Raw genomic sequence first — 17541 nt, 5'->3', positions numbered from 1 at the left:
AGAAGAATGCCGCGAACGGCGCGCTATCGATGTTCGGAGTTCAGAAGCATGGTGCGCACGGCACTGGCCAGAAGCACGTAGTCCTCGGGCACCGTGAGCTTGATGTTGTCGCGCTTGCCTTCCACCACGAGCACGCGGCCACCGAGCCGCTCGATAAGCGACGAGTCGTCGGTGCCTACGAAGCCGTCGGAAAGGGCGCTCGCGTGGGCGCGGCGGTAGATGCCGGTGCGGAACACCTGGGGCGTCTGGGCATTCCAGAACACGCTGCGATCGGGCGTGCCCACGATAACGCCGTCCTCCACCACCTTCAGCGTGTCCACCGCCGGGTGAGCCACCACGGCACCGTCGGCGTCGAAGTTGCCCTTCACGGTGTTGATGGTGTGCTCGATCAACTCAGGCGACACGAGCGGCCGGGCGCCGTCGTGCAGCACCACGTACTCGTACTCGTCGCCCACCATCTCCAGTCCCGCAAACGCCGATTCCTGGCGGATGGAACCCGAGGGCGCCAGCACCACCGGCGTGACAAAGGGGAACGGATCGATGGCCCGCGACAGGTACTCGCGCATGCGGTCTTCAGGGCACACGATGACGATAAGACCCACATCGCCCACGGCGTCGAAGGCCTCGGCTGACCAGGTGAGAATGGGTTTGCCGGCGATTTCCACCAGCTGCTTGCCGCCCTCCTTGCCGAAGCGTTCGCCCGTGCCGCCGGCTAGAATGATGGCCGCGGTCTGCGGGTTCTTGTCCACTTTGCCCTGCAGTTGCAGAAGCGGGCAGGCTAGGGCGTCAAAATTGAAATCTTCTCCGAGCAGCGTGGGCTCTTGCAGAACCGAAGGCTCGAAGATCGGGTCGATAATCTGGGTCATGGCATCCCCCTTGGGGCGCGGTGTTTTCAGTGTCGTTCCTAGTATAGTGCAAAGACGCGCGAAGACACGCCGCCATCAGCCGAAGAACGCCGTGGCGATGCGCGCCGACTCGGCGGCATCCTTGGCGTAGAAGTCGGCGCCGATGGAACGGGCGAAGTCCTCGGTGACCACCGCGCCGCCCACCATAAGCGCCACCTCGGGGCACGCCTCGTGCACGAGCGCGATGGTGCGCTCCATGGCGCCCACCGTGGTGGTCATGAGCGCCGAGAGCCCCACGAGGCGCGCGCCGGTGTCGCGCACGGCGGCGAGCACTGCCTCGGGAGCCACGTCGCGGCCGAGGTCGATGACGGGGAAGCCGTAGTTCTCCAGCAGCATCTTCACGATGTTCTTGCCGATGTCGTGGATGTCGCCCTCCACCGTGGCCACGATGATGGCACGCTCGCTGTCGACCGCGGAGGCGGCAGCACCGGGCGCGGCGTCGGCGGTTTGGGCGCGGATGACGTCGAAGCCGGCCTTCACGGCCTCGGCGGAAGCCATGAGCTGGGGCAGGAAGAAGGCGCCCCTGTCGTAGCGGCGGCCCACCTCGTCGAGCACCGGCACGAACACGTCGTTGATGATAGCGATGCCGTCGTGGCGCTCAAGCAGGTCGGCCGTGGCGGCGGCCATGGGGGCGTGGCGTCCCTGCAGCACGAGCGACACCATGGCGCGCACGGCCTCGGCATCGTCGGCGAAGGCCTCGGTCACGGCCACGGGGCACTCCTCGGCGGCGGCAGCGGAAGCGGGCGCAGCCGCAGCACCAGGGGAGCTGGGGGCACCAGTGGCGGCCGGACCGTCGTAGGGGTCGGTCGCGGCGGCGTAGCCTTCCAGAAACTCCATGGCCCCTGCGTCCTGGCCGTTCAGCACGCGGAAAGTGGCCACCGTGTCGGCGTAGCGGGCCGAAAGCGGGTTCAAAATAGGCATGTCGAGCCCGGCCCCGAAGGCAGCTGCCAAAAACACCGAGTTCACAAGCGGGCGCGCGGGCAGTCCGAAGCTCACGTTCGACACGCCGAGCACGGTGCGCACGCCCAGCTCCTGCTTGCACAGCGTCACCGCCCGCAGAATCTCGCGCACCTCGGCCTGGTTCGTGGCGGCGGCCATGACCAAGCAGTCGATGGCCACATCCTCGCGGGGAATGCCGTGCGCCTCGGCGGCGTCCACGATGCGCCGCGCGATGGCGAGGCGCCCCTCGGCCGTGGGCGGGATGCCGTCCTCGTCCAGGGTGAGGCCCACCACCGTGCAGCCGTAGCGCGCCACCACGGGCAGCACCGCCGCCAGGTTCGCCGCCTTCCCGTTCACGGAGTTCACCATGGGGCGTCCCGCATAGCGGCGCGCGGCCGCCTCGACGGCGGCGGGGTCGGCGGAATCCAGCTGCAGGGGCGCGGGACAAGTGGCCTGCAGCGTTTCCACGGCGCGCAGCAGCACGGCCGGCTCGTCGATGCCGGGCACGCCCACGTTCACGTCCAGGATGTCGGCACCGGCCCGCACCTGGGCCACGGCCTCGCCCACCAGGTAGTCGAAGTCGCCGGCCTGAATGGCGGCCTTGAGCTTCTTCTTCCCCGTGGGGTTGATGCGCTCGCCGATGACGGCCACCTGCGCCTCGCCGGCCGGCAGGTTCGTCATAGCCTGGGCGCCCGTCACTGTGAAGGCCGGCGCGTAGGTGGGCGCGCCGCATCGCCGATCGCGCAGCAGCCGGGCGAGGGCGGCGATGTGCGCCGGCGTGGTGCCGCAGCAGCCGCCCACCACGGTGGCACCCGCATCCAGAATAGGCTCCATGGCCCGGGCGAACTCGTCGGGCCCCACATCGAACACGGTGCGGCCGCCTTCCACCCGCGGCAACCCCGCATTGGGCTGCGCCATGAGCAGCCCCCGCGCGAAGGGCGCGGCCTCAGCGGCCAGGGGCGCCAGCTCGTCGGGGCCGAGTGAACAGTTGAGGCCCACGGCCGCAGCGCCCAGCGCCGACAGCGTGGACGCGGCGATGGTCGGGGTGGTGCCGAGGAAGGTGCGGCCGTCCTCGCCGAAGCTCATGGTGGCAAACACCGGCAGCGCGGTCTGCTCCACGGCGGCCAGCACCGCAGCCTTCGCCTCCAGAAGGTCGGTCATGGTCTCCACCACGATGAGGTCGCACCCGGCCGCCTCGGCCGCGCGGGCCTGCTCGGCGAAGATGTCGTAGGCCTCGTCGAAGGAAAGCGATCCCAAGGGCGCGAGCAGGGCGCCGGTGGGCCCGATGTCGCCGGCCACGAGCGGCGCCCCGGCCGCGCGCGCCAACCGGGCGGCGGCAGAGTACACCTCGGTCACCGCGGCACCGGCCCCTTCCAGCTTCAGGCGGTTTGAGCCGAAGGTGTTGGTGGTGATGCACTGGGCGCCGGCCTCCACGTAGCGGCGTTGGATGGCCGCGACCTCATCGGGGTGCGTCAGGTTCAGCAGGTCGGGGTTCTCGTGAACCGACGCGAGGCCCGCCTCCTGCACGAGCGTGCCCATGCCGCCGTCGAAGAGCAGGAAGTCCTCGCGGGCGAGCACTCGCCGCAGGTGATCGTTGGCTATGCGCACATCGCGCTTGCATCCCATGGCATTCTCCCTTTCACTTTTCCCGCAGAGCGGGGTTGCGGAATCCGACAATGGCCGTGATGCTCTTCGAGGGCACGAGCATGTTCGCCGCCGTGAGCGTGATCCCCAGCGCGCGGCCGGCGTCCAGCGCCTCCAGAAAGGGCCCCTGCACGGTGAGGGGCAAGTCGCCGTAGCCGGGGCTGAACCGCCAGGTGGCCTCGCGCCCGCACCGGGCGGCGGCCGCGTCCACAGCCTCGTTCAGCACGCCGGCCGCCTGCTCCACGAGCGACGAGGCGCAGGCGTCGACGAGCATGCCGCCCGTGGCGCTGATGGCGGCCTCGCGGCGCAGCACCATCTCGCTGGCCGGCCCCAGGGTGACGGCCAGAAGCGCCACCTTATCGCAGCCGCGCAGGTGCCGCGCGATAGACTCACCGGGAAGTACCAGGCCCGTGCCCTCCACCGCAACGCCCGCATCAGTGGCGGTCACAGGAAAGATGTGGAACATACCGCGAGGCGCAAGCTCGCGCTCGCACAGGGCGGCGGCCTCTTCCAAGCGCGCAGCCAGCTCGTCGTCCACAGCCTGGCCGCGATGCCCCAGAAACGCCCAGGCCTCACGGCGCTTCACCGAAGCCGTCAGCGCGCAGGGGCGCCCCTCGCCGGCCAGAGGGCCGGCCGAGGCCGCGAACTCTTCGGCGCCCACGGACCGAGCCGGCCGCAAACCGGCCTCTGCAGCCCCTTCCACGCGCAAGCACGCGTCGCAACCGAATCGCTCGCCGCCCTCCCCCATCATCGCCTTCCCCACCTAGCCGCGGAAGCCCGCGTCGGCCAGGGCCCGGGCGGCGGCCTGGGCGATGTCGGGGTGGTTCATGGAATACACGTGCACGCCGTCCACCTGGTTGCGAGCCAAGTCCACCAGCTGGCGGCAGGCATATTCCACGCCCGCCTGGCGCAGGGCAGCCGGGTCGTCCTCGTACTTGGCCAGCAACTTCACGATGGGCGAGGGCAACGAGCTGCCGCAGAGAAACACCATGCGCTGGATCTGCGACTTCCCCAGAAACGGCATGACGCCGCAGGTGATGGGCCGCGTGACGCCGGCAGATAGGGCACGCTCGCGGAAACGGTAGAAGTCGGCGTTGTCGAAGAACAGCTGGGTAACGAAGAAGTCGGCGCCGGCGTCCTGCTTCGCGCGCAGGTAGCGCACGTCCTCGTCCAGATCGAGGCAGTCGATGTGCCCCTCGGGGTAGGCCGCCGCGCCCACGCAGAAACCGGCGTCCTTCAGAAGCGGGATAAGGTCGGCGCCGTGGCTGAAATCGCCCGCCTCGGCACCCGGCACCTTGTCGCCGCGCAGGGCGAGCACCGTGGTAATGCCGGCTTCCTTCATGACCGCAATAGCCGCCTCCACCGTCGCGCGCGTGGAGTTCACGCAGGTGAGATGCGCCACCGCGGGGATGTTCGCCTCGTTCTGGATGAGCGCGGCCACATCCACGGTGTGGCCGCCGTTGCCGCTGCCGCCGGCCGAGCAGGTGACCGAGATGAAGTCGGGTCGGGCCAGCGCCATGCCGCCCACCACCTGGCGGGCGTCCTCAAGGGTCAGCGAGCCTTTCGGCGGAAACATCTCCACTGAGAAGGGAATCGAGCGCGGGGCGAACAGCTGGGCGACACTTTGCATGGGAACTCTCTCTTTCCGTAACGTGACCACCCATTATACGGCCGCGCGCCCCCGCCATCGCATCCCCATCGCCCGACGGCAGAGCGGAAGCGCCTCGCGCGACAGGGGCCGGGGCGCCCTGCCCAGTATGGTGTCCAGGCCCTAGCCCCCACAAAAAAAGGAGGCCCCGCAGAGCCTCCCCGTTGCAACCGGCAGGAAAACCGGGCGCGTTACCCGGTAAGGTGTCCCAGCCTCGACGCTTACTCGCCGCCAGCGATGGAGCCAGCGGGGGCGCCCACCCCCGAACCGCTGCCGAGACCAGCACGGCCCAGATCATAGTTCGTGAGCAGCAGCTCGGCGTCGCGCGCGATGGAGTCGCGCTTGCGGGGCGCGGGAATGCTGCCCGTGCCCTCGGAAAACACCAGCTCCTCGCCGTCCTCGGAAACGGTGACGTCCACCACCGAGCCGGAAGTCCAGCGGCCCTCCAGGATCTGCTCGGACAGCGGGTCCTCCAAAAGGCGCTGGATGGCGCGGCGCAAAGGACGCGCGCCGAAGGCGGTATCGGTGCCCTCCTTGGCCACGAGCTTCTTCGCCGCCTCGTCCAGGTTGATGGTCATGTTCTGGGCGATCATGCGCTCGCGCAGCTCGGCCACCATGAGGTCCACAATCTGCACAATCTCGTCCTCGGTGAGGCTCTTGAACACGATGATCTCATCGATGCGGTTCAGGAACTCGGGGCGGAACGCGTTCTTCAGCTCGTGCATGACGCGGCTCTTGATCTCCTTATCGGAAAGCCCGTTCTGGCCCGAGTTGGAGAAACCGAGCGTGGTGGTGGTCGTGATGTCGCGCGCGCCCACGTTCGACGTCATGATGATGACGGTGTTGCGGAAGTCTACGGTGCGACCCTGGGCGTCGGTAAGACGCCCCTCCTCCAGAATCTGGAGGAGAATGTTGAACACATCGGGGTGCGCCTTCTCGATCTCATCGAAGAGCACCACCGAGTAGGGGCGCTGGCGCACGGCCTTGGTGAGCTGGCCGCCCTCGTCGAAGCCCACGTAGCCCGGAGGCGATCCCACCAGGCGCGACACCGTGTGCTTCTCCATGTACTCGGACATGTCGAAGGACAACAGCGCGTCCTCGGAGTTGAAGAGGAACTCGGCGAGCGATTTTGCGAGCTCGGTCTTGCCCACGCCCGAGGGGCCCAGGAAAATGAACGAACCGGCGGGACGCTTCGGATCCTTCAGGCCCGAACGGGAGCGGCGGATGGCCTTCGAAAGCGCGGTCACAGCCTCGTCCTGGCCGATGACGCGCTCGTGCAGCACGCCCTCCATGCGCAGCAGCTTCTCGGTCTCGGCCTCGGTGAGGTTACTCACGGGCACGCCGGTGGACATGGACACCACATCGGCGATGTCCTCCACGGTCACCTGCTGCACGGTCTTGGAGGTGTCCTCCTCCCACTGCTTCTCGGCTTCCTCGCGCTCCTTCTTCACGGCCTCTTCCTCGTCGCGCAGCTCGGCGGCGCGCTCGAAGTTCTGGTCGCCGATGGCCTTGTCCTTCTCGGAGCGAATCTTGCGCAGCTTGTCGTCCAGATCGCGCAGCTCCTTGGGCAGCGTCATGTTGCGGATGCGCATGCGGGCGCCGGCCTCGTCCATCACGTCGATGGCCTTGTCGGGCAGGTAGCGATCCTGGATGTAGCGGTTCGCCAGCTGCACGGCGGCGGTCAGGGCCTCGTCGGTGAAGTGCACGCCGTGGTGCGCCTCGTACTTGTCGCGCAGGCCCTCCATGATGCGCACGGCCTGCTCCTCGTTGGGCTCGCTCACCGTGATGGGCTGGAAGCGACGCTCCAGAGCCGAGTCCTTCTCCAGGTGCTTGCGATACTCCTCGAGCGTGGTGGCGCCGATAATCTGGATCTCGCCGCGCGACAGCGGCGGCTTCAGGATGGCGGCCGCGTCGATGGAGCCCTCGGCCGAGCCGGCGCCGATGATGGTATGGATCTCGTCGATGAACAGCAGCACGTCGCCGGCGTCCATGACCTCCTTGATGACCTTCTTCAGGCGCTCCTCGAACTCACCGCGGTACTTCGAGCCGGCCACGAGCGCCGACACGTCCAGCGTGACGAGGCGCTTGCCGCGCAGGATGTCGGGCACCTGGTTGCTCACGATGAGCTGGGCCAGGCCCTCGGCGATGGCCGTCTTGCCCACCCCGGGCTCACCCAGGATGAGCGGGTTGTTCTTCTGGCGGCGCGACAGGATCTGCATGACGCGCTCGATTTCCGCCGCGCGGCCAATGACCGGGTCCAGCTTGCCCTCGCGGGCCTTCTTGGTCAGGTCGGTGCCGAACTCGGTGAGCATGGAGTCCGACGACGCCGGGCCGTCGAAGCCGCTGCGGCCCGCGTACACGGGCGACTGGCCCACCAAATCGTTCAGGGCACCGCGCACGTCGTCGCCGGTCACGCCCAAACGCCCCAGCACCTCCAGGCCGGTGCCCTCGCCCTCGCGGGCAATGCCCAGCAGCAAATGCTCGGTGGAGATGTAGGACTGGCCCATCTGCATGGCCTCGCGCAGGGAGTTCTCCAGCACGCGTTTCACGCGCGGCGTGAACGACAGGTGGCCGGACACGTCGGCGTCCTCGTCGATGGTGACCACCTGGCGGATGGCCTGCACCACGCCGTCGTAGGTGACGTTCAGACGGTCGAGCGCCTGGGCGGCCAAGCCGTCCTTCTCCTGAATGAGGCCGAGCAGAATGTGCTCGGTGCCCACGTAGGGCTGGTGGAGCGCGCGCGCCTCATCCTGAGCCAGGACAAGCACCTTGCGGGCCTTGTCCGTGAATTTCTCGAATGACATGGCTTCCTCGTTCCTTCGTTGGTGCCCGCCTGCAGATACTCTCTCGCGATCTCGGGTGCGCCGGGCACGGAATATAGTTCCCGAGCAGTTTAGCACTCACCCGGCCGAATTGCTAAACCTGGGTCTCGGGAATCCTCCATTTGTGGGCACGTTGTGAGGGGCGAAACGCGTCGAAATGCACCCGGCGCACGCTTTCGGAGGATCCCTGCAGAGAAAAGCACGATTGGGCGAGTTCAAGCCGCCGTTTTCGCTCCCGAATGCAGAGAAAATGACGATCGAGCGAGTTTTCGTGACTCCGGAACTCGCTCGATCGTCATTTTTGTTGCACATTCGGGGAAGAATCCTGCGCGGGCACCTCGTCGGCCGAGGCGGTGCCGCCCTTCTGCGCGGGCGCACTGCCATCCGAGTCGCTGCCGCCCTTTTGCGCCGTCCGTTCCCGCTCGTCGCGGCCGTCCTGACGTGCATCCTCGCGACGCACGTCGCGCTCGATCTTGCGCAGGTTCGCGTTCTGGAACTCGGCTACGAAGCCGGCCGAGAAAATGCCGCCCGGAATGGCCACAAGCGCCACCGACAAAAACATGATGACCGAGCCCACGATGCGCCCGGCCGGCGTGATGGGCACCAAATCGCCGTAACCGGTACCGGTGACGGTGGTCACGGCCCAGTACACGCCCGACAGCAGATTGTTGAACTTGTCGGGCTGGGCCGGGTGCTCGATCTCGTACATGACCACGCTGGACACCACCACCAGCATGGCGATGACCAGAAACGCCGCCACGATCTCATGATAGTGCTTGGCGATCACACGCCCGATGGTACGCAGGCCACGCATGTAGCGGGATATCTTTACAAGACGCACGAGACGCACCACGCTGATGATATCCTGCACCTGAGGGGTAATGGGAACGAACCACGCCACCAGGTTCGGCCCGAACGACAGCAGGTCGATAATGCCCCAGGGCGAAAAGATATAACGCAGCCGAGCCCGGGACGGCGAGCAGTTGCCGTAGGCCAGGTCGGCAATCCAGATGCGCGCGAGGTATTCCAAGCAGAAGCACACCGTCGAGAAGCGGTAAAAGCCCTGGATAACGCTGGCCGCCACCGGATCGAGGCCCGGCTGAGTGGAGAAAAACACCACCACGGCGTTCAGCAAGATGAGCGTGAACAGGGCGCCGCCCACGATCTTCGCCGGCCAGTTCGCCTTGCGCAGGTTCTCCAGGGCGTAGAACGTCTGGCGCTTGAACTCGGGAGCGCGCGACACCTTGAGACGGCGGCGAAAGCGATCCACACGCTCACGATGCCGTTTGCGCTCTTCGTCCCGCTCGCTCTTGTCGTCGCTTTCCATGGCCGCACCTCCTCTCGCATCGGAGCGGCTGCCGCACTGCAGCGCCTCGGCTCCTTCGTCGATGCCTATTCTAGAAACGGATGGGCCCGCGCTCCTCAGCACGGGCCCATCCGTAAGTAAGTTGGTAACTGTTCGCCTAGTACAGCTTGGCGCCGGCGGGGATGGCATCGTCCACCATCAGCAGGTTCAGACGCTCCTCGGGCTCGCCGTCGTCGCCCGGCACCTCGTGCACGGCGCTGATGATCATGCCGCAGGAGTCGATGCCCATCATCTTGCGTGGCGGCAGGTTCGTGATGGCGATGAGCGTGCGGCCCACCAGCTGTTCGGGCTCGTAGTAGGCATGGATGCCCGAGAGGATAACGCGGTCGGTGCCCGTGCCGTCGTCCAGGGTGAACTGGAGCAGCTTCTTGCTCTTCGGCACGGCGACGCACTCCTTCACCTTCACGGCGCGGAAGTCCGATTTGCTGAAGGTGTCAAAGTCCACCTCGTCCTCGAAAAGCGGCTCGATGACCACGTTGGAGAAGTCGATGGGAGCCACGGACGCGGCGGGCGCGACAGGAGTGGCAGCGGCGGCGGGGGCAGCCGCCTCGGTACCCTTCCCTGCCACAGGAGCTTCGTCCTTCATGTGGGGGAACAACAGCACATCGCGGATGCTCGGCGCGTCGGCCAGCAGCATGACCAAGCGGTCGATGCCGATACCCACGCCGCCCGCCGGCGGCATGCCGTATTCCAGCGCGCGGATGTAGTCGGCGTCGTAGCCCATGGCCTCGTCGTCGCCCATGTCCTTGGCGGCCACCTGGGCGCGGAAGCGCTCGGCCTGGTCCACCGGGTCGTTCAGCTCGGTGAAGGCGTTGGCGTACTCGTGCCCCAGGATGAACAGCTCGAAGCGCTGGGTGAGCTCGGGGTTCTCCGGATCCTTCTTGGCCAGCGGCGAGATCTCCAGGGGGTGATCGATGACGAAAGTGGGCTGGATGAGCTTCTCCTCGGCCACGGCCTCGAAGATCTCGGAGATGAGCTTGCCCTTGCCCCAAGCCGCTTCCGCGTGGCCACCGTTCTTCTCTAGAATAGCCACGAGCTCATCGCGGGTGCGCTCGAAGGACACCTCCTCGCCGGCATGTTCGCTCGCGAGCTCCATCATGGAGGCGCGGCGCCACGTGCCCGACAGGTCCACCGGCGTACCCTGATACTCGATCTGAAGGCCGCCGCAGGCCGCCTCGGCCGCGGCCTTGATGCAGCCCTCGGTAAGGTCCATCATGCCGTCCAGGTCGCTGAAGGCGGCATAAGCCTCCATGGTGGTGAACTCGGGGTTGTGGTACGGGTCCATACCCTCGTTGCGGAACTGGCGGCCGATCTCGAACACTTTCTCGAAGCCGCCCACGAGCAGGCGCTTCAGCGGCAGCTCGGTGGCAATGCGCAGGTAGTAGTCGCGATCGAGCGCGTTGAAGTGCGTGATGAAGGGCTTCGCGTTCGCGCCGCCGATGATGGCGTGCAGAAACGGCGTCTCAACCTCGTAGAAGCCGGCGTCCTCCATGTAGCGGCGGATGGCCGACACGATCTTGAAGCGGCGCTCGAAGGTGGTGCGCACCTCGGGATTCATGACCAGGTCCACATAGCGCTGGCGGTAGCGGGTCTCCTTGTCCGTGAGCCCGTGGAACTTCTCGGGCAGAGGACGCAGCGACTTGCTCATAAGCTCGAAGGAATCAACCGCCACGGACAGCTGGCCGCGCTTGGTGCGCATCATGGTGCCGGAAACGGCGATCCAGTCGCCCACGTCCAAATCGCACAGTGCCGCGAAGGCCTCCTCGCCAAGCGCGTTGATGCGGCAGAACAGCTGGATGTCGCAACCAGACTCGCGCAGCTCCAGGAAGGCGATCTTGCCCTGCACGCGCTTGGCCATGATGCGGCCGGCGATGAGCACCTCGTCTTCCGTGGACTCGCCGTCCTCCAGGTGCGCGTACTTCTCGTTCAGCTCGCCCACGGTGTGGCTGCGCTTGATGGAGTGCCCGTAGGGGTCCACGCCCGCGGCGATGAGCGCCTCGCGCTTCGCCTTGCGCACCTCAATGGGATCGTCTTCGATTACCTCAGCGATTTCTTCAGCCATGGGAATTCCCTCGCAACCCTTACCTCGTTTTGTCGTTCAGAAAAGAAACAGGCAGGGCCGAGACGCAGGGTGTGCCTCCGCGCGCAGTTCCGCAGCGAACGGAACAGTCCAGCGGACTGTTCCGCCGAGCGAGGACTGTCTGAGCACGGAGGTATGCCCTGCGGCTCGGCCCGAACAGCCTTCGAAAACTAATGCTCGATCTTCAGGATGGTCAGCTTGATGTCGCGACCGGTGGGGCCGGTGGTAACCACCTCGTCGCCCTTCTTGCGGCCCAGCAGCGCCTGGCCCACGGGCGGCTCGTTGGAGATCTTGCCCTCGGCGGCATCGGACTCGGCGCCGCCCACGATAGTGAACACACGCTCGCGGCCGTTCATGTCCACGGTCACCACCGAGCCAATGTTCACCTTGCTGGAACGCTTCGGAGTGTTCACCACCGTGGCCTCCGAAAGAATGCGGCTGATCTCGGCAATGCGCGCCTCCATCATGCCCTGCTCATTCTTGGCGTCGTCGTACTCGGAGTTCTCAGAGATGTCGCCGAACTCGCGGGCCACCTTGATACGCTCGCCGATCTCGGCGCGCTTCTCGGTTTCCAGGTAGTGCAGCTCCTCTTCCAGCTTCTTCTTGCCCTCTTCGGTCAGTACGTAGTTCTCATTTGCCATGATATGTCCGTTTTCTCTCTTTATACACTGGTGGTGCGCCCGCACCACCGCGCGAGCGCACCACAATTTACCAGTTTATGGGAAGAAGCGCCTCGGTTACTCGGCCTTCTTCTTCACGACCTTTTTCACGGTCTTCTTGGGGGCGGCCTTCACGGGCTCTTCCTCCACCTCTTCGACGACCTCCACAACCTCTTCGTCGTCGGCGGCCTCCTCGATGTCCTTGCTGCCGGCACCCATGCCGTCGCGCAGGTTCTTCACCGTCTTGCCCAGGGCGCTGCCGAGTTTGGGCAGGTTCTTCGGGCCGAAGATGAGCAGGATGACAACCAGGATGATGAGGAGCTCCGGAACTCCCATGCCCAAAATCTTCATGCATTCCTCCGTTTGATGGGGCAAGGCTCGCCTTGCCGCGTTCGTGTGCCTTATGGCGGCGCGTGCCGCGTCCCCCAAAGGCGCGGCGTTTGCGTGCCGACAAGGGTAGCACAAACCCCGACCAAGCGACCGAACTCGCACAAATACTTCAACGAAGCCAGGGGTACCACGGCACGATTGGTCGCGCGCCCAGCCGTCTTCGCACGCAGAGCAGCCACTTCGCCTGAAATGGCTTGGAAATTGCGCTTTTGTTACCAATTCGCCCTCCTTCCGCTGGCGCCGAAATCCATGACCTGGGAAAATGCCATGGCAGATGTTTCGCGCAAGGCCGGTTTTGCTTATTGAGGTAACAAAGTCGCTCTTTACAAGCCATTTCGAAGGGATCCGCCATGCACCGCATGACTGACGAGGAATTCGAGACCGCCATCGCCGAGGCGCTCGATGCCATGCCCGACCAGTTCATCGCGGCACTGGAGAACGTGGCCATCGTATGGGAAGACGAACCGAGCGCCTATCATCTGGGCTACGATGAGTGGGACGACGACACCGAGGCCTTCGATGGAGAATTGCCCAGCGACTTGCTGGGGCTGTTCGACGGCCTTTCCCTGGTGGAGCGCGCCACGGGCGGTTACGACGACGACATCCCCGACGTGGTCACCATATTCAAGGGCCCCCACGAGCGCTGCTTTTCCAGCCGCGCGGAAATCGTCGATGAGATCGGCAAGACCGTTATCCACGAGCTGGGCCACTATTTCGGCCTGAACGAGGACCAGCTGGCCGCCATGGGGTATGAGTAGATCGAAGGCCCTGGCGGGGAGGGGCGCCAGGGCCTTCTTCGCAAAAGAGATAAGCCGGCGAGCAGTTACGCCGTCTTGCCCTTATAGGCATTTGCGGCGCTCAACACCGGCACGGGATATTCCACATCCATGAGGTCCATGGCCGCCAGCCACGAGGACACCACGTTGTGGCTCATGTTCAAACCTCCATAGTACTGAGCGTACATACCGTTGAAGAACCCGCCATGATCGAGGCCGACGCACTTCAGGCCCTCGATGCGCTCGCCCTCGGCCGTCAACGGCGTGTAGGTGTTGTCGACGCGCACACCGCTGAGGGTCGATAGCAGCCAACCAGCGAGCTTCGCAGCGTAGAATGGGCCCTGGTCGATCGCGGTCAGGCGGAACGGCGCCTTATGATAATCCTCATCGACGCCCTTGGAGGCAAGCTCGTTGTAGCGTTCGATGGTCGCCAGCGTCTCCTCCTTGGGCAGCCCCATCAGGTCGACGAGCTCCTCAATAGTATCCGCCTTCAGCAGAACGCCGTTCTCCACATTGGGGTCGATGAATACGCTCTGCCACTCCTCCTCGGAGGTGCAGGGGTAGTACTGACCGAGCAGCAGACAGTTTTTCGCCCCTTCGGCCGCCACCACACGCGAGCAGATGGTCGTGCCGAACGAGACGACGTCTTCCCAGCTGCTGGCATCGAAGATCTGCCACCAGAAGTGGCCGGGCTGCATGCAGGCCTGGTTGAACACGATGTCGTAGGGGCCGTCCTCATTGCAGAAACGTTTGCCGAGAGCGTTCACGCGCAAGAAGGGCTGGGAGCCGGGCCACCACAGGTTCGGGTTGTCGCCGCCCTGACCGTCCAACCCGATACCGCCGTTGGTGTCGTCGCCGGTAATGCACCCGCGATCGAAGATATTGCAGCTGCCCTCGCAGGCGTAATCGCGATCGGCGCCGGCCCAAACGGCCATGCGGATGCCATCGCCATGGGCATTCTCGGCACCAATGTGGTTGGAGCAGAACTTGTGGGAGATAACGCCCATCTCGTCCATCATGTCCTTGTTGCCGCCGAAGCCGCCTGTGGCCAGCATAACGGCCTTCGCTGTGTTGTACTGGACGTACTCGCCGTCCTTGGTCTGAGCGATAACGCCGGTCACTCGGCCGGATTCATCCTGCACCAGCTCCACGGCCGTCGTGTTGTACTCGACCTCGCCGCCGGCCTCGGCGTATAGTTCCAGCATGGCGGGAATGGCAATCTCGGAGCCCATCGAGTTGGCCGTGGGCTTCAGCGGAGGCTGGTAGGCCGTGTGCACCGAGGCCGGGGAATTCCAAATACCCTCGGGAGAGAACTTCTTGCATACGGTGTCGACCATAACGTCGAGGCCCTTCTTCTGCATCTGCTCCTGGTACCAGTCGATGAAGGCGCCGGCGTTGTAGGCCCACTGCCGGATAAGGGTCTCGTCCACTTTGCCCTGGCCGTAACGCACAAGGTCCTTGATAACCCACTCCTTGTCGATTTCGATACCGAGGTCCTTCTGAATCTGGCTATCGAGGGCGTCGATGTCACCCGCGTAAATTGTGCAGGCACCCGTCTGCTCGATGATCAGGGTCTTGGCCCCCAGCTGGGCAAGTTCCAAGGCGCCGACCACGCCGGAGTTTCCGCCGCCGACAACCACCACGTCGTAATCAGCCGTGCGGGAAACCTGATCGGCCACGGATGCCGGCTTGTCGAATACGGACGGCTTGGATTCGGCAGAGCCCTCCTTGGCGGCCTCGCCGGTTTCCGAGAGTTTCTTTTCGCCCTGCGACTGGGGAGCGCAACCTGCAAGTGCGCCGGCGGCCACCAGGGCACCCGAAGCCATCGCGCCGGTCAAGAAGCTGCGCCGGGAAAGGTTGGTCGAGTCTTTCATGATTCCTCCTCCGTGAGTATTGCCTGCGGCGTTCGCGCCGCGTCGCTACGCCGACGAGAATACGAATTGGGCCCGAATCGCTCAACCGACACTTTCGACAAACTGTCAGCCGCCCTTCCGAGAACCTGACAAACTGCGAAAAGTGTCAGGCGGGTTTTGGCCGTCGCACGGAAAGACACCGGGTTGTTTGGTATATGGTGGAGCCACGCGTCCTAAGCGAACCGCGGGCGCTTCATTGCGACTTGAGCGTGCACGTTGGGGGGAATGGAGCCATGGAGAAACAGGTTGAGACAAGGCTGAGATTTACCGAGGCCCTCAATCAGCTCATGAGGGAGGAGTCTCTCGACCGAGCTAAAGTCTCGCATCTCTGCGACCTTGCCGGCCTCTCGCGCGCCACGTTCTACGACTATTTCCACGATATCTTCGATGTCGCTGTATGGTATTGGGACTACCTTATGGAGCAGTCGCTGTACCGCATGGGACTCGATCAAAGCTGCTACGACGGTCATCTACGCAAGTTCGAGCTGCTCCTTGAGAACAAGGAGTTCTTCGTCAACGCCTTCAAGAGCACCAACTACAACTCCGTATGCGAGCACGGCGGCAGAACTTCGAAGCACCATATCATCGATCAGGCTGAGAAAAATGCGGGGCGTCATCTGACCGACTGGGAGCTTCTCGAAATAGAGTTCTACAATACCGGGGCCCAGTACATGACCCGCAACTGGGTTCGCGGCGGCATGAGCCGCTCGGCAGAGGAGATGACCCAACTCTTCCAGAACTTCACCCCTGCGTTTCTCGTGAATATGCTCGAGCCCTCCCAGGCAATATCGGAGGGCTCGCTGCGCGACAGCCATAAGCAACGCTCCCATTCGTAGGAAATTAAGTTCATCCAGTTGAAAAGCTTTAGTGCCAATAATGGTACTTTTCAATGAAAAGATCGCACAGGGTATCCAGCAGCTCTTGGCGCGTGTGCACGTCGAGCTTCGTGTAGATGGCCCGCAGATGCGAGTGCACCGTGTTCTTGGAAATGACGAGGGCGTCGGCGATCCAGTTGGCGGAGCGGCTCTGGGCGAACAGGTCCATAATCTCTATCTCGCGACGCGAGAGTTCGAAGCGCTCCTCCAGAATGCGGCACCGGTCCTCGAGCGCGGCCTCAGCAGCTTCCGCAGCGGCCTCGGCAGCGCTGTTGGCGACATCGGCGGCCGCGCTGTCGGCGCCAAGCGGGGCTCCGCCGAGCGCCCCGACCCGGAATTCCCCCGCCACTCCACCGGGCGCCGCGCAACCGGCGCAGGGCGCCCCGGCCGCAGCCAGACACCGCGTGAGCATCGAGAGGCATGGAGACCACCGGCGCCAGCAAGATGGCCTTGATATTGCGATCGGTGAACAAAAGTGTAGTGAGAACCGCCCCATCCCGCAAGATTCTTGAGAGCGAAAGTCATCCTATAGATTTCCACGATTATTTTCACTATAATTATCTCTATAATTCTTATTATACGAGAGGACCATCATGAACGTCTTCACTTCCACCGAGCTCGCTTCCAAAACCAAAGCGGTTTGCGCCACTGTGCGCGAGGACGGCTGCGCATTCGTTACCAACAACGGCAAAATCGACTGCATGATGATCGATCTCTCGATGTTCGACACCATCAACGAAGCCATACACTCCTACGATCAGTGGGTAGCCCAGCACGAGCTGGAGCGCATGTGGCAAAGGAACGCGGAAAGCACCGTCACCCTTGAGGACATCGACGCGGAAATCGCCGCCGTACGCGCCGAGCGCCGCGAGGAGGCCGCTCGATGAAGTACGTCATCCTCGACACCAATGTGGTGGTTTCCGCCATGATCTCGCATCTGGATCACGGGCATCCCGCCGCGCTTCTGCGACGCATGGCCGAGAGGAAGTTCGTCCCTGTCTACTCGATGGCTCTCATGGAAGAGTACGAGGAAGTACTGCGCCGCCCGAAGTTCAAATTCGACGAGCAGGACATCGCCATGGTGCTCGCGAAGATACGCCATTTCGGCATTCGCCAGGAACGGCTACCCGGCCTCACCTTCGTCCCGCCGTGCACCGACGCCGACGATCAGCCCTTCTACGACTTGGCCCTTTCCACCGACGCCCTCCTCGTCACAGGCAACACCAAGCACTTCCCCGAAGACAAGCGCATCTTCACCCCCGGCGGCTATTTCCGAACCCTGCGCTCCGAAGCACTCTAGCCGGCTTTTGCGCTGCGGCCCTCTTGGCAGCATCCCGCCGTTTCCGAACCATTGGCAGAAATTGAGGTTTTGTACCCCGGGCGGCGTTTTCGTGCTTGGTTTTGGCGAAACGCGAGGTTTGGTACCCCGATTTCTGCCAACTTCGGCGATTTGGTTCCCACAGCGTGAAGAAACGCCTGGTCGCGAAAAGCCCACTCGGCTTTCGCGGGTACCAAACCCCGCGT

The 17541-nt window shown here is 64.5% G+C and carries 15 protein-coding genes; 4 read left to right on the top strand and 11 right to left on the bottom strand.

The genetic code is table 11. The annotated features are described in order from the left end of the window. Window positions 1-23: 23 nt before the first annotated feature. From ispD to tatA, 9 genes are all read right to left on the bottom strand, one after another. A complete protein-coding gene (ispD, locus tag VIN30_RS03070; protein WP_338209203.1) occupies window positions 24-866 on the bottom strand; it encodes a 2-C-methyl-D-erythritol 4-phosphate cytidylyltransferase in 843 nt (280 codons plus the stop codon). 75 nt (window positions 867-941) lie between these two features. After that, window positions 942-3470, bottom strand: coding sequence for a homocysteine S-methyltransferase family protein (locus VIN30_RS03065; RefSeq protein ID WP_338209201.1), 2529 nt, complete (start codon window positions 3468-3470; stop codon window positions 942-944). Window positions 3471-3483: 13 nt separating this feature from the next. Next, window positions 3484-4239, bottom strand: a complete 756-nt coding sequence (locus VIN30_RS03060; protein ID WP_338209198.1) for a vitamin B12 dependent methionine synthase — start codon at window positions 4237-4239, stop codon at window positions 3484-3486. A 12-nt stretch (window positions 4240-4251) separates the two neighbouring features. Next, the gene (locus VIN30_RS03055) at window positions 4252-5118 is read right to left on the bottom strand and encodes a methylenetetrahydrofolate reductase (protein WP_338209196.1); all 867 of its coding nucleotides are present in this window, start codon (window positions 5116-5118) and stop codon (window positions 4252-4254) included. Between the two features lie 239 nt (window positions 5119-5357). Then, entirely contained in the window at window positions 5358-7940 is a 2583-nt protein-coding gene (locus tag VIN30_RS03050) for an ATP-dependent Clp protease ATP-binding subunit (RefSeq protein WP_338209194.1), read from the bottom strand. 313 nt (window positions 7941-8253) lie between these two features. Continuing rightward, window positions 8254-9285, bottom strand: coding sequence for an ion transporter (locus tag VIN30_RS03045; protein ID WP_338209192.1), 1032 nt, complete (start codon window positions 9283-9285; stop codon window positions 8254-8256). Between the two features lie 136 nt (window positions 9286-9421). Continuing rightward, a complete protein-coding gene (lysS, locus tag VIN30_RS03040; protein ID WP_338209190.1) occupies window positions 9422-11386 on the bottom strand; it encodes a lysine--tRNA ligase in 1965 nt (654 codons plus the stop codon). A gap of 188 nt (window positions 11387-11574) precedes the next feature. Next, window positions 11575-12045, bottom strand: a complete 471-nt coding sequence (greA, locus tag VIN30_RS03035) for a transcription elongation factor GreA (protein ID WP_338209187.1) — start codon at window positions 12043-12045, stop codon at window positions 11575-11577. A 96-nt stretch (window positions 12046-12141) separates the two neighbouring features. Beyond that, a complete protein-coding gene (tatA, locus tag VIN30_RS03030) occupies window positions 12142-12414 on the bottom strand; it encodes a twin-arginine translocase TatA/TatE family subunit (RefSeq protein WP_326423954.1) in 273 nt (90 codons plus the stop codon). 389 nt (window positions 12415-12803) lie between these two features. On the opposite strand from tatA, the gene VIN30_RS03025 reads away from it, so the two are divergent. Further along, entirely contained in the window at window positions 12804-13211 is a 408-nt protein-coding gene (locus VIN30_RS03025; protein ID WP_338209185.1) for a metallopeptidase family protein, read from the top strand. 65 nt (window positions 13212-13276) lie between these two features. Here the strand turns inward: VIN30_RS03025 and VIN30_RS03020 are convergent, their stop codons facing one another. Continuing rightward, the gene (locus VIN30_RS03020; RefSeq protein WP_338209183.1) at window positions 13277-15103 is read right to left on the bottom strand and encodes an FAD-dependent oxidoreductase; all 1827 of its coding nucleotides are present in this window, start codon (window positions 15101-15103) and stop codon (window positions 13277-13279) included. A 272-nt stretch (window positions 15104-15375) separates the two neighbouring features. Here VIN30_RS03020 and VIN30_RS03015 point away from each other — a divergent pair, with 272 nt between their 5' ends. Beyond that, window positions 15376-15978: a TetR/AcrR family transcriptional regulator gene (locus tag VIN30_RS03015; RefSeq protein WP_326423958.1), complete on the top strand. Its 603-nt coding sequence runs from the start codon at window positions 15376-15378 to the stop codon at window positions 15976-15978. A 28-nt stretch (window positions 15979-16006) separates the two neighbouring features. On the opposite strand, the gene VIN30_RS03010 is transcribed toward VIN30_RS03015, so the two are convergent. Further along, window positions 16007-16366, bottom strand: a complete 360-nt coding sequence (locus tag VIN30_RS03010) for a helix-turn-helix transcriptional regulator (protein ID WP_338209180.1) — start codon at window positions 16364-16366, stop codon at window positions 16007-16009. 244 nt (window positions 16367-16610) lie between these two features. Between VIN30_RS03010 and VIN30_RS03005 the strand changes: the two genes are divergently transcribed. Beyond that, on the top strand, window positions 16611-16904 hold the full coding sequence (locus VIN30_RS03005; RefSeq protein ID WP_326423960.1) for a hypothetical protein: 294 nt from the start codon (window positions 16611-16613) through the stop codon (window positions 16902-16904). Next, the gene (locus tag VIN30_RS03000) at window positions 16901-17317 is read left to right on the top strand and encodes a putative toxin-antitoxin system toxin component, PIN family (RefSeq protein WP_326423962.1); all 417 of its coding nucleotides are present in this window, start codon (window positions 16901-16903) and stop codon (window positions 17315-17317) included. The genes VIN30_RS03005 and VIN30_RS03000 overlap by 4 nt, the downstream gene beginning before the upstream one ends. Window positions 17318-17541 lie beyond the last annotated feature (224 nt).

This window comes from Adlercreutzia wanghongyangiae (assembly GCF_035989245.1).
Classification (GTDB): Bacteria; Actinomycetota; Coriobacteriia; order Coriobacteriales; family Eggerthellaceae; genus Adlercreutzia; species Adlercreutzia wanghongyangiae.
Note: the sequence above shows the minus strand (reverse complement) of the source record. Positions and strands in the feature narration are given on the sequence as shown.

Coding starts and splice junctions, on each gene's coding strand:
- ispD (WP_338209203.1), bottom strand. CDS start 866: ATGACCCAGATTATCGACCCGATCTTCGAGCCTTCGGTTCTGCAAGAG.
- VIN30_RS03065 (WP_338209201.1), bottom strand. CDS start 3,470: ATGGGATGCAAGCGCGATGTGCGCATAGCCAACGATCACCTGCGGCGA.
- VIN30_RS03060 (WP_338209198.1), bottom strand. CDS start 4,239: ATGATGGGGGAGGGCGGCGAGCGATTCGGTTGCGACGCGTGCTTGCGC.
- VIN30_RS03055 (WP_338209196.1), bottom strand. CDS start 5,118: ATGCAAAGTGTCGCCCAGCTGTTCGCCCCGCGCTCGATTCCCTTCTCA.
- VIN30_RS03050 (WP_338209194.1), bottom strand. CDS start 7,940: ATGTCATTCGAGAAATTCACGGACAAGGCCCGCAAGGTGCTTGTCCTG.
- VIN30_RS03045 (WP_338209192.1), bottom strand. CDS start 9,285: ATGGAAAGCGACGACAAGAGCGAGCGGGACGAAGAGCGCAAACGGCAT.
- lysS (WP_338209190.1), bottom strand. CDS start 11,386: ATGGCTGAAGAAATCGCTGAGGTAATCGAAGACGATCCCATTGAGGTG.
- greA (WP_338209187.1), bottom strand. CDS start 12,045: ATGGCAAATGAGAACTACGTACTGACCGAAGAGGGCAAGAAGAAGCTG.
- tatA (WP_326423954.1), bottom strand. CDS start 12,414: ATGAAGATTTTGGGCATGGGAGTTCCGGAGCTCCTCATCATCCTGGTT.
- VIN30_RS03025 (WP_338209185.1), top strand. CDS start 12,804: ATGCACCGCATGACTGACGAGGAATTCGAGACCGCCATCGCCGAGGCG.
- VIN30_RS03020 (WP_338209183.1), bottom strand. CDS start 15,103: ATGAAAGACTCGACCAACCTTTCCCGGCGCAGCTTCTTGACCGGCGCG.
- VIN30_RS03015 (WP_326423958.1), top strand. CDS start 15,376: ATGGAGAAACAGGTTGAGACAAGGCTGAGATTTACCGAGGCCCTCAAT.
- VIN30_RS03005 (WP_326423960.1), top strand. CDS start 16,611: ATGAACGTCTTCACTTCCACCGAGCTCGCTTCCAAAACCAAAGCGGTT.
- VIN30_RS03000 (WP_326423962.1), top strand. CDS start 16,901: ATGAAGTACGTCATCCTCGACACCAATGTGGTGGTTTCCGCCATGATC.